Origin of the sequence: Intrasporangium sp. (genome assembly GCF_040414665.1) — a bacterium.
Lineage (GTDB): Bacteria > Actinomycetota > Actinomycetes > Actinomycetales > Dermatophilaceae > Intrasporangium.
On the sequence record NZ_JBEDUL010000007.1, the window covers coordinates 1 to 14,130 of the forward strand.

Here is a 14,130-nt window from a genome sequence, read left to right on the forward strand (position 1 = left end):
TGGTGGGCCCCGTCGGGCTCGAACCGACGACCGGCGGATTAAAAGTCCGATGCTCTACCCACTGAGCTAGAGGCCCCGCGCCCGTCCGGTCAAGGCCGTCCGGGCCACGGTGGGAGTCTACGACGTCCCGCAGCGAGCCCCGAACCGCACAGAAGGGACCGCACGGCGTTAGCCTGCCGGGATGAGCGAGCGCGAGCGTCGCGGCCCGAGACGGCCCGCCTTCTTCAGCCCCTCGGCGCTCGAAGCGCACGGGGGAGCGTACGACCCGACAGAGCAGATCCACGTCGCCCATGAGACGGCGGCGGCGCTCGTCCATGCCGGACGCGCGGCATCAGATCCGGCGGTGACCGAGCGCTTGATCGCGCTCGTCGACGACATCGGCCTGTCGACGGTGGCCGAGCTGTGGTCGCAGCGACCGGCGCGGAGCCTGCCGGGGAGTCTGTGGCGCCTCTACGTCCTACGGGAATGGGTGCGCCGCTCCCCGCACGACGCGAGCCGTGAGTACGCCGCCGGCATCCGTTTCACGACACCCGACCACGCCGTCGCCGGGGCCGCGGAGCCGCCTGGCCCGGACGAGATGGAACGGCTCATCGACGAGATCCTCCGCGGCGTCTTCGGCGGCGACCTCGCGGTGGCACTGGAGCGCGCTTCCGCCTTCTGCCGCGTCGTGTCCGCGGGCCGTGCTGACGTCTCCTCCGGCTCCGAGGCGGCCGAGCACGCCGCCAATCTCCTTGGCATGGCGGACGACCTCGCCGCCTCCGCCCGCCTGTGGCGGGCGGAGGCCTTGGACTGAGCCAACCACCAAGGTCACGTATGCCGCTGAGCTCGCTCAGCGGCATACGTCCAGTTTGTGGTGGGTTTCGTCGAGAACGACGTTGGGCTTGGTGATGTGGCGAGCGGCGCCTATCCTTGACGGGCGTCGGGCCGCGGTAGCCCCGGGTCCCAAATTCAGCCGCTGCGAGCGGCCTCGTGCCGAGAGGCGCTCCCGGCCCGACGCAACAGTCATCCGGCTCATCCCCGCAACGGGGACGGCTCGCGTGGGGGCGGTTCCGTTGCGCCTTCGGCCAACTCCTCTGCTTGACAGAGGACCGCATGCGCGCGCATATCGGACTCGAGCGAGTGAATGGCGCGTCGCGCGGGGCTCTGGAAGCCGCAGCGATCGCACCGCCCGAACATGAACGCCCCCCGCTCGACGGAGGTCCAGGTCGGGGTGCTGGGGTCCTCGGATGTGCTCCTGGAGTCAGGGGCCATGGCCCCATGATGCCCCGTGGGGATGCCACGGGGGCAATCGGAGGCTTTCGGCACCCTTCCCCTCCACGCCGGGCTGCGGGGATCTACCCTTGGCCCATGAGTGACGACCGCACGAACGATCTGGTCGATGGCGACCTCGCCGACGAGATCGAGCTCGTCAGTGACCTCGTCGTCGCCGCGTCCACGAGCGCTCGTCACTTCACTCCGGATGAGGTCGATGCCCTCCTCGGCATCGACACCGTCACCGAGGACTCCGGTCCTGCTCCCTCCGGACGCGACGCCGAGAACTGAGGACCTCAGAGGGGATCCGTTGCCCACACATGGTGGGATGGTGTCGTTGGGATGAACGCCAGTTTGCATTCCGGTGTTCTGGTGGCCGTAGCATCGTCCCGAGCCACTTCCAAGCGACCGGAGTACCCACGTGGGCTTTCGCCTGACCCCCCAGGATTCGAGCTTCTACTCGCTCTTCGCCACCTCCGCGGGACTCCTCGTCGAAGCGACGAGGGAGCTGACCAAGCTCCTCGAGCTGGATCCGGAGGGTCGAGCCGGCGTCGCCCAGCGGCTCGCCTCGCTCGAGAGCGAGGCTGACGAAGCCACGCACGCCGTGATCAAGAAGGTCAACAGCTCGTTCATCACCCCCTTCGACCGCGAGGACATCCACACCCTCGCGGTCCAGCTCGACGACTGCATGGACCACATCGAGGAGACGGCGGACCTCATCGCCCTCTACCGGATCGGCGACCTGCCCAAGGGCATGGCGGAGCAGATCGAGATCCTGTCCCGGATGGCCGAGGTCACCGCCGAAGCGATGCCCAACCTTCGCTCGCTCAAGGACCTCTCGGGCTACTGGATCGAGATCAACCGCCTGGAGAACAAGGCCGACAAGCTGCATCGCAAGATGCTCGTCCATCTGTTCAACGGCACGAACGTCGACGCCGTGCACGTCATCAAGATGAAGGGCATCATCGACGGCTTCGAGGACGCAGCGGACTCCTTCGAGAACGTGGCGCACACGGTCGAGGGCATCGCGGTCAAGGAGTCCTGACGCCGTGTTGGACGTCCTCCCCGTCGCCATCGTCATCGCATTGGCGATGGGATTCAACTACACGAACGGGTTCCACGACGCAGCCAACGCCATCGCCACGTCGGTCTCCACGAGGGCGTTGACGCCGCGGGTGGCGCTCGGCATGGCCGCCGTCGCCAACCTCGTCGGAGCCTTCTTCGGCACGAAGGTGGCCCAGACGATCGGGTCGGGCATCATCGAGCAGCCGTCCGGGATCGACGGCCTCTGGCTTGTCGCCGCCGCACTGGTGGGGGCCATCGGCTGGAACATGCTCACCTGGTGGTTCGGACTGCCGTCCTCCTCCTCGCACGCCCTCATCGGGGGGCTCGGCGGTGCGGCGCTCGCCGCGGGGGTGGTCGTCAAGTGGAACATCATCTTCACCAAGGTCGTCATCCCGATGATCGTCTCTCCGCTCGTCGGGCTCACGCTCGGTTTCCTCGTCATGACGGCCATCCTCTGGTTGTTCCGCAGGGCGCACCCGGGCCGCGTGCAGCGTGGTTTCCGGCACGCCCAGACCGCGTCCGCTGCCGCCATGGCCTTCGGGCACGGTCTGCAGGACGCCGCCAAGACCGCCGGGGTGGTCGTCCTCGCACTCAACATCTCGGGACACCACAGCGGCGACACCATCCCGATCTGGGTGCTCGTCCTGTCTGCCATCGTCATCTCACTAGGTACGTACGCGGGTGGCTGGCGGATCATGCGGACCCTGGGGCGGCGGATCATCCACCTCGACCCGCCGCAGGGCTTCGCCTCGGAGACGACCGCTGCCTCCATCCTCTATGTCGCCGGCATGGCGTTCGGAGCACCGATCTCGACGACGCACACCATCACCTCGGCCATCATGGGCGTCGGAGCCACGAAGCGACTGTCCGCCGTGCGTTGGGGCGTCGCCGGAAACATCGTCGGCGCCTGGGTCCTCACGTTCCCCGGCGCCGGCCTCGTCGCGGCGCTCACCTGGTACGTGACGGCGCTCCTCCGCTGAGCAAAGGGGCGGGCACCCCCTGACGGCGCCCGCCCCCGCCGACCCGCCAGTCGATGGTGTCTCAGCCGAAGCGGCCGGAGATGTAGTCCTCGGTCTGTTGCTGCGACGGGTTGTTGAAGATCTTCGTCGTGTCGTCGATCTCCACGAGGCGACCGGGCTCTCCGGTGGCCCTGAGGTTGAAGAAGGCGGTCCGATCGGAGACGCGGGCGGCCTGCTGCATGTTGTGCGTCACGATGACGATCGTGTACTCGGTCTTCAGCTCGTTGATGAGGTCCTCGATGGCGAGCGTCGAGATCGGGTCCAGGGCCGAGCAGGGCTCGTCCATGAGCAGCACCTGCGGTTGCACCGCGATGGCACGAGCAATGCAGAGGCGCTGCTGCTGGCCACCGGACAGGCCGGCGCCGGGCTTGGCCAGGCGGTCCTTGACTTCGTTCCAGAGGTTGGCGCCCTTGAGGGACTGCTCGACGATGCCGTCGAGGGTGCTCTTGCTCCGGACGCCGTTGAGCCGCAGTCCCGCGGCGACGTTGTCGTAGACCGTCATCGTGGGGAAGGGGTTGGGTCGCTGGAACACCATGCCGATGGTGCGACGCACGTGGACCGGGTCCATCGACGGAGCGTAGAGGTCCTGGTCGTCGAGCAGGACCTTGCCCTCGACGCGACCACCGGGGATGACTTCGTGCATTCGGTTGAGGGTGCGCAGGAAGGTCGACTTGCCGCAGCCCGAGGGGCCGATGAACGCGGTGACCGATCGAGGTTCGACGGTGAGCGTCACACCCTCCACGGCCTTGAAGTCCCCGTAGTAGACGTCGAGGTCGCTGACGTCAATTCGCTTTGCCATCGAAGTGCTTCGCTTTCTCTTACTTCTTGACGGAGCCGAAGTGGGCGATGATTCGGCCGATGATGTTGAGGAGGAGGACGAGGAAGATCAGGGTCAGGGCGGCGCCCCACATCCGCTCGGCGGCGGTGGCGAGCGCGAAGTCGTTCCGGTCCTGGTTGATCATGGTGGGCAGGGTCGCCATGTTGCCCTCGAACAGGTTGCGCTGGAAGTTCTTGGTGTAGGGCCCGAGGATGAGCAGTGGTGCCGTCTCGCCCATGACGCGCGCGAGCCCGAGCAGGATCCCGGTGACGATGCCCGAGAAGGCCGTCCGAAGGACGATCCGCACGATGGTGACCCATTTCGGGACGCCGAGAGCGTAGGACGCCTCGCGCAGCTCGTTGGGGACGAGCTTGAGCATCTCCTCCGTCGATCTGACGACGGTCGGGATCATGAGCAGGACGAGGGAGAGCGAGACCGCGAACCCGTTGCGGTCGATGCCGAACGTCGTGACCCAGACCGCGTAGATGAACAGCGCGGCGACGATGGACGGGACGCCGGAGAGGATGTCGACCATGAAGCTGATCGCTCGCGCGAGCCGCCCCCGGCCGTACTCGACGAGGTACACGGCCGTGAGCACCCCGATGGGGATCGAGATCAGCGCGGTCATGCCCGCCTGGAGCAGCGTGCCCTCGATCGCGTGACGCGCGCCGCCGCCGAAGTCGTCAGAGTTGATGTTGCGCTGGTTGTTGGTCCACCAGACGCTGGTGGTGACCATGTGGATGCCCCGGCTGATCACCGTCCAGAGGATCCAGACGAGCGGGATCACCGCCACGAAGAAGGCGCCCCACATGGTGATCCGGGCGAAGACGTCCTTGATCGAGCGGGCCCGGTGCGGGTTGTCCATCTCGTGCACGGCGTCGTCGGCGGTGGGGCTGGGAGGCGTCGCCAGACCATTGGTGGAGCCGTCGTCCGGCACCTGGTCCCTGGTCGTCGTGAGACTCATTCGGTGAACGCCTTCCTGCGCTCGATGACGATCCGGGCGACGCTGTTGACGACGAACGTCAGGACGAAGAGGACGAGGCCGGCCGCGATGTAGGCCCCGGTCTTGTTCGGGTTGCTGAACTCGGCCGCGTTGTTGGCGATCTTCGAGGCGAAGGTCTCACCGCCGTTGAAGAGCGACCAGGTCCACGGCGTCCCGGCAGCCAGGGCGGAGACGAGGAAGGTGACCGCGATCGTCTCGCCGAGGGCTCGACCCAGAGCCAGCATCGAGGCGGAGATGACGCCTGGCCGACCGAAGGGCAGCACGGCAGTGCGGATCATCTCCCAGTGCGTCGCACCGAGCGCCAGCGCGCCCTCCTTGTGGGCGGTCGGGGTCTGGTCGAAGACCTCGCGAGACAGGGCAGTGACGATCGGCAGGATCATGATCGCGAGGACGATGCCGATGAAGAAGATGGTGCCGCCCGAGATCCCGGTCGGGGCGAAGAGCGGGAACCAGCCGAGCTTGTCCTGGAGGAACTCCTCCAGCGGCTTGACGAAGCTCCGGAAGGTGAGCAGACCCCACAGTCCGTAGACGATCGATGGGACGGCGGCGAGCAGGTCGATCAGTGCTGCCGCGGGACTGCGCATCCACAGTGGCGCGTACTGCGTGAGGAAGAGCGCCACACCGACCCCCACCGGCACCGCGAGCGTCATCGCGATGACCGATGCCATGACGGTCGTCCAGAGGAACTCCACGATGCCGAAGGCGGGCTGCTCCCCGCCCGGCTCCCAGACCCGGCTCGTGAAGAAGTTCGCCGAGTTGTTCGTCAGGGCCGGAACGGCCTGGACGACGAGGAAGATCCCGATGAGCGAGACCATCGCGATGACGACGACACCGGAGAGGGTCGCGGCACCGCCGAAGAGCCGGTCACCACGTCGTCCCGTGGATGCGCTGTCACCGGTCAGGGGCTTCTTGCCGTCGGGGCCGGGAAGTTCGTCCGTGGCAGAGACGCCGGTCACTGTGGGCACGTCAGGCCTTTTCACTCGGGGTTGGACTGAGGGGTCGTTACGGGGTGCACATGGCGGATGGGGCGGGGCCGGGGAAACCCGGCACCCGCCCCGTTGCGTCACGATCAGGAGATGGCGTCAATCGCTGTCTCGACCTTGCTGGCAACCTCCGCAGGGAGCGGCGCGTAGCCCTGGGCGGTGAGGCCACCCTGGACTTCGTCCGAGGCGAAGGTCTTCAGGAAGGACTTGACCTTCTTGCCCGTCTCGGCGTCCGGGTACTTGGAGCACACGATCTCGTAGGTGACGAGGACGATCGGGTAGGCACCCGCCTCCTTCGTGGCGTAGTCGATCTTGAGGGCCAGGTCGTTGCCGGTACCGGCCTGCTCGGCGGTGGCAACCGTCTTCCCGGCCGACTCTGCGGTCAGCTCGACGGGGCCGGAGCCGCTGTCGATGGACGCCATCGACAGTTGGTTCTGCTGGGCGTAGCTCCATTCGACGTACGTGATGGCGCCGTCCTGGCCCTTGGTGGCCGTGGCGACACCCGCCGACTTCTCCTTGCCCTCGCCCTTGCCCGGCCACTTCTTGCCGGTCTCGTAGGTCCATGCCGACGGCGCGGCGGCCTTGAGGTACTTGGTGAAGTTCTCGGTCGTCCCCGACTCGTCGGACCGGAAGTAGACCTTGATCGGGGTCGCGGGGAGCGTGGCGTCCTTGTTCAGCGCGGCGATGGCCGGGTCGTTCCACGTCGTGATCTTGCCGTCGAAGATCTTGGACGCGACGTCCGCGTTGAGGACGAGCTTGTCGACGCCCTTGACGTTGTAGGCGATGGCGATCGGACCGGTCACCATGGGGAGGTTCCAGGCGTCCGAGCCGCAGGAGTTCTTGGCCTCCTCGGTCTCGATGACGCCGTCCTTCTCCTCGGTCTTGAGGGCGGAGTCGGAGCCGGCGAAATCCACCTGCTTGGCGATGAACTGCTTGATGCCCGCGCCCGAGCCGGTCGGCTGGTAGTCGATCGTTGCGTCGGCACACGCGGTCTGGTAGGCGGAGATGGCCTCGTCGATGGCGTTCTTCTGAGCGGACGACCCCTCAGCCTTGAGGTCGCCGGTGAAGCAGTCGGCCGCGGCAGCGGCGTTGGTGGAGTCGCCGCCGGCGGTGTTGGCGTCGGCCGGGGCGGGGTTCTCGCTCGCACAGGCCGAGAGCGCGAGAACGCCGGTGAGGGCGATGGCGCCGAAGGCGCTGACACGCGAAACAGACACGGAATGATCCCTCTCGATGGGGTGGCTCTTCAGTAAGTCGGTCGACTGGTCCGGCGTGACGCCGGGGCTGTCGAACCAGTGCCGAACCTAGGAGCCTTGAGTGACAGATTGCCCCCTCCCGGTGAACCACAGGTGAACGGCTGTCGACGATTGCGTGCGCCCATCCGGCCCGCGCTGCGCCGTTCCCGACACAGGGGCACGATGGTGAACTTTGATCAGGTGTCGATGCGTTCGACCGCGACCACCCGGGCGGCGTCGCCGGAGCCCATCAGGTGGGCGACGAGGACCTCTCCCTTGCGCATCGATGACTTGCCGGCAGCGGTGAGCTCCTCCTCGGCGGAGACCCGGCAGGCCGAGTCCGCGCGTAGGCGACTCCGCAGCACCTCGAGCAGGGTCGGCAGGACCGGTCCGTGCGTGCAGACCACGACGGGCCGCGCCAGATCCAGCAGCTTGTGCAGCTGCATGACTGCCGGTCGGGGATCCGCGGCGAAGCCTTCCTCGGACAGCGAGTCCTTGGCCCTGATCCGGGTCCCCAGCCGAGCGGCATACGGCTCGACTGTCTGGACACAGCGCACGGATGACGACGACACGACCCGTTCGATGCCAAAGGCCTCCAGGATGCGGCTCACGTCGTCAGCCTGCTCTCGTCCAACGGCGTCCAGCGGGCGGAGGCGGTCGTCACCCTTCCACCTGCTCCGGGGTCGTGACTTCGAGTGCCGGACGAGGACGAGCGGCCACGTGTCGAGGCCGCCCTCGCGATCCGCCCGGACGACGGCGAGCAGCTGCTCCCGGTCCCGGCCGTAGTCGAGCAGGTCGTGCGCCGTGCGCGCATCGACCCAGCGGACCTCGTCGATCTCGTGCTCGAGGACTCCGGACCCGCCGACGACGTGTGCGGCCCAGTAGTGGACCTCCTTCGTCGCGGGCGCGCCCTCGCCGTCCAGGACGGTGTACGTCGATCTCGGCAGCGGGATGCCGAGACGGACCTGCAGGCCGGTCTCCTCGAAGGTTTCCCGCGCCGCGGCCACGCAGAGCGGCTCGCCCGGGTCGAGCTTCCCCTTCGCCCACGACCAGTCGTCGTACTTGGGCCGGTGGACGAGCGCGACCTCCAGTCGTCCGTCACGGCGACGCCATGGGAGCGTGCCCGCGGCCGGGATGATGGACGCCACGTCAGACCGACCCTGACTCGGCCCGCCGCCGTGGACGAGCCGCAGTGGCGCACGCCGGCATTCCGTGCAGCGCGCTGGTCAGCGGGCGGCTCACCGCCGCCGCGCCTTCCGCCGCCGCTTGTCGTGTCGCTCGATGAGGGCCGCCTGCGGGTCGGTGAGCGGCGCCCCGGCGTCGTCCTGGTAGTGCCGCACCCACCGGCCGTCCGCGCACAGGTCCCAGCGCGAGGTCTGGTCATCGAAGGCGAGCTCGAACAGCTCAGCGAGCTCCGAGAGGTGCCCCGGGTCGGTGATCCGCACGAGCGCCTCCACCCTGCGGTCGAGGTTGCGGTGCATGAGGTCGGCACTGCCGATGTAGACCTGTGGGTCCCCACCGTGGTCGAACCAGAAGACGCGGGAGTGCTCGAGGAACCGCCCGAGAACCGACCGGACGCGGATGTTCTCGGACATCCCCTCCACTCCGGGGCGCAGGGCGCAGATGCCGCGCACCCAGATGTCGACATGCACGCCGGCCATGCTCGCGCGATAGAGCGCGTCGATGATCTCCTCGTCGACGATCGAGTTGGCCTTGAAGGCGATCCGGCCGGGCGGGTCAGCCTTGCCGCGCTTGCGGTGGAGCGCGACCTCCTCCTCGATGAGGTCGATGAGTCCCGTGCGCACCGACCGAGGAGCGACGAGGAGCCGCTTGAACCGGCTCCGGGGAGCGAAGCCGGACAGCTGGTTGAACAGCCGCGAGAGGTCGTCGCCGACCTGTGGGTCACAGGTGAAGAGCCCGAAGTCCTCGTAGGTGCGCGCGGTCTTGGGGTTGTAGTTGCCGGTGCCGATGTGGCAGTACCGCACCAGCCCCTCGGGCTCCTCGCGCACGACGAGGCACAGCTTGGCATGCGTCTTGAGGCCGACGACGCCGTAGACGACGTGAACGCCCGCCTCCTCGAGCTTGCGGGCCCAGGAGATGTTGTTGACCTCGTCGAACCGAGCCTTGATCTCCACGACGGCGAGGACCTGCTTGCCCGCCTCAGCCGCATCGATGAGGGCATCGATGATGGGCGAGTCCCCGGACGTCCGATAGAGGGTCTGCTTGATGGCGAGCACGTGCGGATCAAAGGCGGCCTGCTCGATGAAGGCCTGCACCGACGTCGAGAACGAGTTGTACGGGTGCTGGACGAGCACGTCCTTGACGCGCACCGCCGCCAGCAGGTCGCTCGGCTGGGCGCTCTCGGTCGGCGCGAAGTCGGGATGGGTCCTCGGGACGAACTTCGGGTACTCCAGGTCCGAGCGCTCGACATCCGTGATGATCCACAGCCCGGTGAGGTCCAGCGGCGTGGGCAGGCGGTAGATCTCGCGGTCGCTGATCTGCAGCTCGCGGCTCAGCATGTCGAGGACCTTCGGATCCATGTCCTCCTCGACCTCGAGCCGGATCGGCGGGCCGAACCGGCGCCGGGTCAGCTCCTTCTCGAGCGCGGTGAGCAGGTTCTCGGCATCGTCTTCCTCCACCTCGACGTCCTCGTTGCGCGTCACGCGGAAGGAGAAGTGCTCGAGGACGTCCATGCCGGGGAAGAGCTGGTCGAGGTGCGAGGCGATGACCTCCTCGAGCGGCACGAACCGCTTGACCTCGGGGCCCCCTTCGGTCTCCCGGTCGCTGATGCGGATGAAGCGAGGCAGGCTCGGGGGGACCTTGAGCCGCGCGAAGTGCTCGTTGCCCGTCTTCGGGCTCTGGAGCAGCACGGCAAGGTTGAGCGACAGGCCGGAGATGTAGGGGAACGGGTGGGCCGGGTCGACGGCGAGGGGCGTGAGGACGGGAAAGGCGCGGTCAGCGAAGAAGTCGTGGAGCGGCGCCCGCTCCTGCTCGTCGAGCTCGCTCCATCGAACGATGGTGATGCCCTCGGCCTCGAGGGCCGGACGCACCTCGTTCTGGAAGACCGTGGCGTGCTGGGCCATCAGCTCGTGGGCGAGCCGGGCGATCCGCTCGAGCAGGTCGCGTGGCTCGAGCCCGGCCGCAGTACGGACCGCGAGACCTGTGGCGATGCGTCGCTTGAGGCCGGCCACCCGCACCATGAAGTACTCGTCGAGGTTGCTCGAGAAGATCGCCAGGAAGCGCGCCCGCTCGAGCAGCGGGACGGTGGGGTCCATGGCGAGCTGGAGCACGCGCTCGTTGAACTGCAGCCACGACAGCTCCCGCTCGAGATAGCGGTCGTCGGGCAGGTCCTCCGCGCCGCGCTCCTCCGGCCTGGTGCCTGGGGCGCCGATGAACCGGCCGTCTCGACCCCGCATGGGAGCCCGTCGTTGCGGCACCGTGCTCGTGAACGAGCTCACCTCTGGGGTCGTCTCGACCTCGCGTGGCTGGTCCTGGCCCTCGAGGTCGGTTCGTTCGAGACTGCCGGTGCTCATGCGTCCATCGTGACATCGAAGTGCGACGGAGGGCGAGTGAGTCAGAGGTGACGTATGCCGCTGAGCTGGCTTCGGCTGCAACCCGCGCCACCGTCGGGTGGGCGTTTCGGTCGAGTGCGTGCACTCCGCGCCCGAAGACCCTCCTCGTCGAGTGTGCAGTTCGCGCCGGCGTCCTCGTGGTCGAGTGTGCACTCCGCGCCGGCATCTATTGCACACTCGACGAGGAGTCAGCCTGAGCGGCAGCGGCGCTAACTGCACACTCGACGGTCAGGGGAGGCGGGCGTACTGGCGGTGGACCTCTCGATCGGTGAAGCCCAGGCCGGCGTACGTCCGGACGGCGGCGACGTTGTCCTCGTCGACGTAGAGGACCACGTCGCGCAGCCCGCGGGCCCTGAGGTGGTCGAGACCGAGGATGGTCACCGCCTTGCCCAGGCCCTCGCCCTGCCGGTCCGGGGCGACCCCGACGACGTAGACCTCACCGGTGTCGCCGTCTGGCGGGTCGACCTTGGTCCAGTGGAAGGCGGCGATCCGGTCGCTGGCCAACGCGTCCACGATGAGAATGAACCCTTCGGGGTCCCACCACGGCTGGTCCATCCGTTGCTCGAGGTCTCGGCGGGTCAGCGCCCCCTGCTCGGGGTGGGAGGCGAAGGCGGCGGCGTTGACGGCGACCCAGGCGTCCTCGTCGCGGCCGGTCTCGAAGGTGCGGACGGAGTAACGCTCCGGCACGGCCGCCGCCGGCCAGGGCGGCCCGTCCACGAGCGAGCGCCCCATGACGTGCAGGGACCGCACGGGCTCGAGTCCCATCGCGCGGGCGAACATGTCCGCTGCCGCCGCGGCCCGCCCCGTCGCGTGGCTCCACACCCGCGCGTCTTGGGGGAGCGCCGAGAGCAGCGCCGACCCCACCCCCTGGCGGCGCCACGTCGGCGCGACGACGAGCTCGGCGGAGGGCGGTTCGTCACCCGACCACGCGCGGACCTGCGCGTAGCCTGCGAGAGCCGGCTCAGCGGCATACGACAACACGTGTGTGACGTCCGGGTCGCCTGACCCGACAGACAGACGGAACTGCTCCGACAGGGGTGGCGAGCCGTCGGCCGCCTCGGCCTGTTCCGCGAGGTCCAGGACCAGTCGCGCCTCCTCCGCACGGAGTTCGTGGGCGCCGTCACGCACCTCGATGCTCACGCGCTGGTCGCCTTGTCCGGCACGAGGCGGTAGCCGACGTTGCGGACGGTGCCGATGAGCGCCTCGTGGTCGGGCCCGAGCTTCGCGCGGAGGCGACGGACGTGGACGTCGACCGTCCGGGTGCCGCCGTAGTAGTCGTAGCCCCAGACCTCCTGGAGCAGCTGGGCTCGGGTGAAGACGCGGCCGGGGTGCTGGGCGAGGTACTTGAGCAGCTCGAACTCCTTGAACGTGAGGTCGAGCGGCCGCGAGCCGATCGTCGCGGTGTACGTCGCGTCGTCCACCACGACCTCGCCGGAGCGGATGACGTGGGTGTCCTCACCCTCGTCACGCCGGCTGTTCAGCCGTCCGATCGAGAGCCTGATCCGGGCCTCGAGCTCGGCGGGGCCGCAGGTGTGGATCACTACGTCGTCCATGCCCCAGTCGTGCGCCACAACGGCCAAGCCGCCCTCGGTGACGACGAGCAGCACCGGACAGTCGGTCCCGGTCGTGCGCAGCAGTCGGCACAGGTCACGCGCGTGGGCGAGCTCCTGCCGGCCGTCGACGAGGATCAGGTCCGCGTCGGGCGCGTCGATCAGGGCGCTGGGCTCCGCGGGCAGGATCCGCACCTGATGGCCGAGCAGCGCCAACCCGGGAAGAACCTCGGCGCTCGGCTGCAAGGCGCTGGTGAGCAGCAGCAGTGTGCTCATCCGGTCACCTCGTTCCTGCGGGTGGTCGAGCGGTCGAGACCGATGCGCAAGGATATCGAGCATGGAGTCCCGACCGGACCAGGACGCGGAGGCTGAGACGGCCCGGCCGATCACGGTGCGCTACTGGGCCTCCGCCCGCGCCGCGGCAGGCGTCGAGACCGACGCGCTGCCGGTGTCGGACCCGATCACGCTCGCCGACGTCGTACGCCGAGCCGCGGCGCTGCACCCCGGCACCCGGCTCCCGGGCGTCCTCGAGGCGTGCTCGGTCCTGGTCGGCGACCAGCCGGTGAAGTCGCGGGCGCCCGACGGAGTGCTGGTGAAGCCGGGCCAGGTCGTGGAGTTCCTGCCGCCGTTCGCAGGGGGCTGAGGGCTGGGGTCACGGCCGCGGCACGTGGCTCACGGACACCAGCCGGATGCTTTCGCTCCCACCCTTGACCGTGAGCTCGCGGACGGTGCCGAGGTCGCGGACGTAGTACTTGTGGTCCACGACGCCGGGTTCCAGAACCGTCGTCTCGCGAGTCAGCAACGCGTGCCGGGTGTCCAGGATCGGCACGACGACGTGCGCGCCGCGACGTACGACGGTGAAGACGTCCTCGGCGTGACCCGGGTAGTCCTCCTGTCTGTACGACGGACCTCGGTGGGGATGCGGAGTCATGAAGATCCCGGCCTGCGCACCGTCGACACCGGACATGAACGAGCCCTCGCGGCTGATCACGTGTCCGTGGCGGTTCAAGTTGGCGGTGCGCTCCCCGAAGTACCACACCGTGCCGCGCCTGGTCTGCGCGTAGAAGTCGTGCGTGCGCTCGTCGAGCCTGCCGTGCTTCCACACCCGGTCGAAGACCACGCGGCAGACGACGCCGTCGACCGTCCGGCTGTCGTAGGTGGCCACGAGGACGTCGCGCTCAGGCACCCCCTCCTCGCTGCCTCGGTAGACGTAGCGGGTGCCGGGCTTCAAGGGGAACCACGGGTTGTCCACCCGGCCGTGCGTGAAGTGCGACGGCGACGGGTGGACGCGGTGCGGCACCTTCGAGGCGGCGTACGTCGCCGGTGCGGAGGCGACGGTGACGGCGAGCAGGCCGGCCGCGGCGGCAGCGGCGAGCACCGCACGGGATCGCACGGTCGGCAGGGAGTGGTGGTCCATGGCTCCTCCTGGGTTTCGGACTGCCGAGGCTAGGTGAGCACCATGAGCGGTCCGTGAGCGCAACAGCCTTCGGGTCGTCCGCCTCAGCGGCACCCCTCATGGCCCCTCAGGCGGACGACCCGGAGAGGGCCGCTGGCTGAGGTCGGCCGGCCGCCGCTCATCCGCCGCTCACGTCCGGGAGGACACTGGGCTCCAGGAGGACAGGCGGATGCGGATCCTGC

At 68.6% G+C, this 14,130-nt stretch carries 14 protein-coding genes and 1 tRNA gene; 5 read left to right on the top strand and 10 right to left on the bottom strand.

Features of this window, described 5'->3' with window-relative positions; translation table 11 throughout:
* Window positions 1-76 (bottom strand) — tRNA-Lys (locus ABF401_RS00670).
* Window positions 77-181: 105 nt separating this feature from the next.
* Between ABF401_RS00670 and ABF401_RS00675 the strand changes: the two genes are divergently transcribed.
* The 4 genes from ABF401_RS00675 (at window position 182) to ABF401_RS00690 (ending at window position 3,296) form a co-directional block, all read left to right on the top strand.
* Entirely contained in the window at window positions 182-793 is a 612-nt protein-coding gene (locus ABF401_RS00675; RefSeq protein WP_353507598.1) for a hypothetical protein, read from the top strand.
* Between the two features lie 554 nt (window positions 794-1,347).
* The gene (locus tag ABF401_RS00680; RefSeq protein ID WP_353507599.1) at window positions 1,348-1,542 is read left to right on the top strand and encodes a hypothetical protein; all 195 of its coding nucleotides are present in this window, start codon (window positions 1,348-1,350) and stop codon (window positions 1,540-1,542) included.
* Window positions 1,543-1,672: 130 nt separating this feature from the next.
* Window positions 1,673-2,296 (top strand): DUF47 domain-containing protein, encoded by a 624-nt coding sequence (locus ABF401_RS00685; protein ID WP_353507600.1) that lies wholly within the window; start codon window positions 1,673-1,675, stop codon window positions 2,294-2,296.
* A 7-nt stretch (window positions 2,297-2,303) separates the two neighbouring features.
* Window positions 2,304-3,296 (top strand): inorganic phosphate transporter, encoded by a 993-nt coding sequence (locus ABF401_RS00690; protein WP_353507613.1) that lies wholly within the window; start codon window positions 2,304-2,306, stop codon window positions 3,294-3,296.
* A 61-nt stretch (window positions 3,297-3,357) separates the two neighbouring features.
* On the opposite strand, the gene pstB is transcribed toward ABF401_RS00690, so the two are convergent.
* The 8 genes from pstB to ABF401_RS00730 form a co-directional block, all read right to left on the bottom strand.
* Window positions 3,358-4,134 (bottom strand): phosphate ABC transporter ATP-binding protein PstB, encoded by a 777-nt coding sequence (pstB, locus tag ABF401_RS00695; RefSeq protein ID WP_353507601.1) that lies wholly within the window; start codon window positions 4,132-4,134, stop codon window positions 3,358-3,360.
* Window positions 4,135-4,153: 19 nt separating this feature from the next.
* Window positions 4,154-5,116, bottom strand: a complete 963-nt coding sequence (pstA, locus tag ABF401_RS00700) for a phosphate ABC transporter permease PstA (RefSeq protein WP_353507603.1) — start codon at window positions 5,114-5,116, stop codon at window positions 4,154-4,156.
* Window positions 5,113-6,120: a phosphate ABC transporter permease subunit PstC gene (pstC, locus tag ABF401_RS00705; RefSeq protein ID WP_353507605.1), complete on the bottom strand. Its 1,008-nt coding sequence runs from the start codon at window positions 6,118-6,120 to the stop codon at window positions 5,113-5,115. The genes pstA and pstC overlap by 4 nt, the downstream gene beginning before the upstream one ends.
* Window positions 6,121-6,224: 104 nt before the next feature.
* Window positions 6,225-7,352 (bottom strand): phosphate ABC transporter substrate-binding protein PstS, encoded by a 1,128-nt coding sequence (pstS, locus tag ABF401_RS00710; RefSeq protein ID WP_353507606.1) that lies wholly within the window; start codon window positions 7,350-7,352, stop codon window positions 6,225-6,227.
* Window positions 7,353-7,567: 215 nt separating this feature from the next.
* Complete coding sequence (locus ABF401_RS00715) at window positions 7,568-8,518, bottom strand: NUDIX domain-containing protein (RefSeq protein WP_353507607.1); 951 nt, start codon at window positions 8,516-8,518, stop codon at window positions 7,568-7,570.
* 90 nt (window positions 8,519-8,608) lie between these two features.
* On the bottom strand, window positions 8,609-10,903 hold the full coding sequence (locus ABF401_RS00720; protein ID WP_353507608.1) for an RNA degradosome polyphosphate kinase: 2,295 nt from the start codon (window positions 10,901-10,903) through the stop codon (window positions 8,609-8,611).
* 267 nt (window positions 10,904-11,170) lie between these two features.
* Entirely contained in the window at window positions 11,171-12,082 is a 912-nt protein-coding gene (gene mshD / locus ABF401_RS00725; protein ID WP_353507609.1) for a mycothiol synthase, read from the bottom strand.
* Window positions 12,079-12,768 carry a response regulator transcription factor gene (locus ABF401_RS00730; protein ID WP_353507610.1) on the bottom strand — a complete coding sequence of 230 codons (690 nt, stop codon included), beginning with the start codon at window positions 12,766-12,768 and terminating at the stop codon, window positions 12,079-12,081. Before ABF401_RS00730 ends, mshD begins: the two co-directional genes overlap by 4 nt.
* Window positions 12,769-12,829: 61 nt before the next feature.
* Between ABF401_RS00730 and ABF401_RS00735 the strand changes: the two genes are divergently transcribed.
* On the top strand, window positions 12,830-13,135 hold the full coding sequence (locus tag ABF401_RS00735) for a MoaD/ThiS family protein (protein WP_353507611.1): 306 nt from the start codon (window positions 12,830-12,832) through the stop codon (window positions 13,133-13,135).
* Between the two features lie 9 nt (window positions 13,136-13,144).
* Here ABF401_RS00735 and ABF401_RS00740 read toward each other — a convergent pair whose 3' ends face one another.
* The gene (locus ABF401_RS00740) at window positions 13,145-13,909 is read right to left on the bottom strand and encodes a hypothetical protein (RefSeq protein WP_353507612.1); all 765 of its coding nucleotides are present in this window, start codon (window positions 13,907-13,909) and stop codon (window positions 13,145-13,147) included.
* Between the last annotated feature and the right edge of the window lie 221 nt (window positions 13,910-14,130).

Excerpts from the sequence above, each read along its gene's own strand:
- ABF401_RS00675 (WP_353507598.1), top strand. The coding sequence starts at position 182 with ATGAGCGAGCGCGAGCGTCGCGGCCCGAGACGGCCCGCCTTCTTCAGC.
- ABF401_RS00680 (WP_353507599.1), top strand. The coding sequence starts at position 1,348 with ATGAGTGACGACCGCACGAACGATCTGGTCGATGGCGACCTCGCCGAC.
- pstB (WP_353507601.1), bottom strand. The coding sequence starts at position 4,134 with ATGGCAAAGCGAATTGACGTCAGCGACCTCGACGTCTACTACGGGGAC.
- pstA (WP_353507603.1), bottom strand. The coding sequence starts at position 5,116 with ATGAGTCTCACGACGACCAGGGACCAGGTGCCGGACGACGGCTCCACC.
- ABF401_RS00720 (WP_353507608.1), bottom strand. The coding sequence starts at position 10,903 with ATGAGCACCGGCAGTCTCGAACGAACCGACCTCGAGGGCCAGGACCAG.
- ABF401_RS00730 (WP_353507610.1), bottom strand. The coding sequence starts at position 12,768 with ATGAGCACACTGCTGCTGCTCACCAGCGCCTTGCAGCCGAGCGCCGAG.
- ABF401_RS00735 (WP_353507611.1), top strand. The coding sequence starts at position 12,830 with ATGGAGTCCCGACCGGACCAGGACGCGGAGGCTGAGACGGCCCGGCCG.
- ABF401_RS00740 (WP_353507612.1), bottom strand. The coding sequence starts at position 13,909 with ATGGACCACCACTCCCTGCCGACCGTGCGATCCCGTGCGGTGCTCGCC.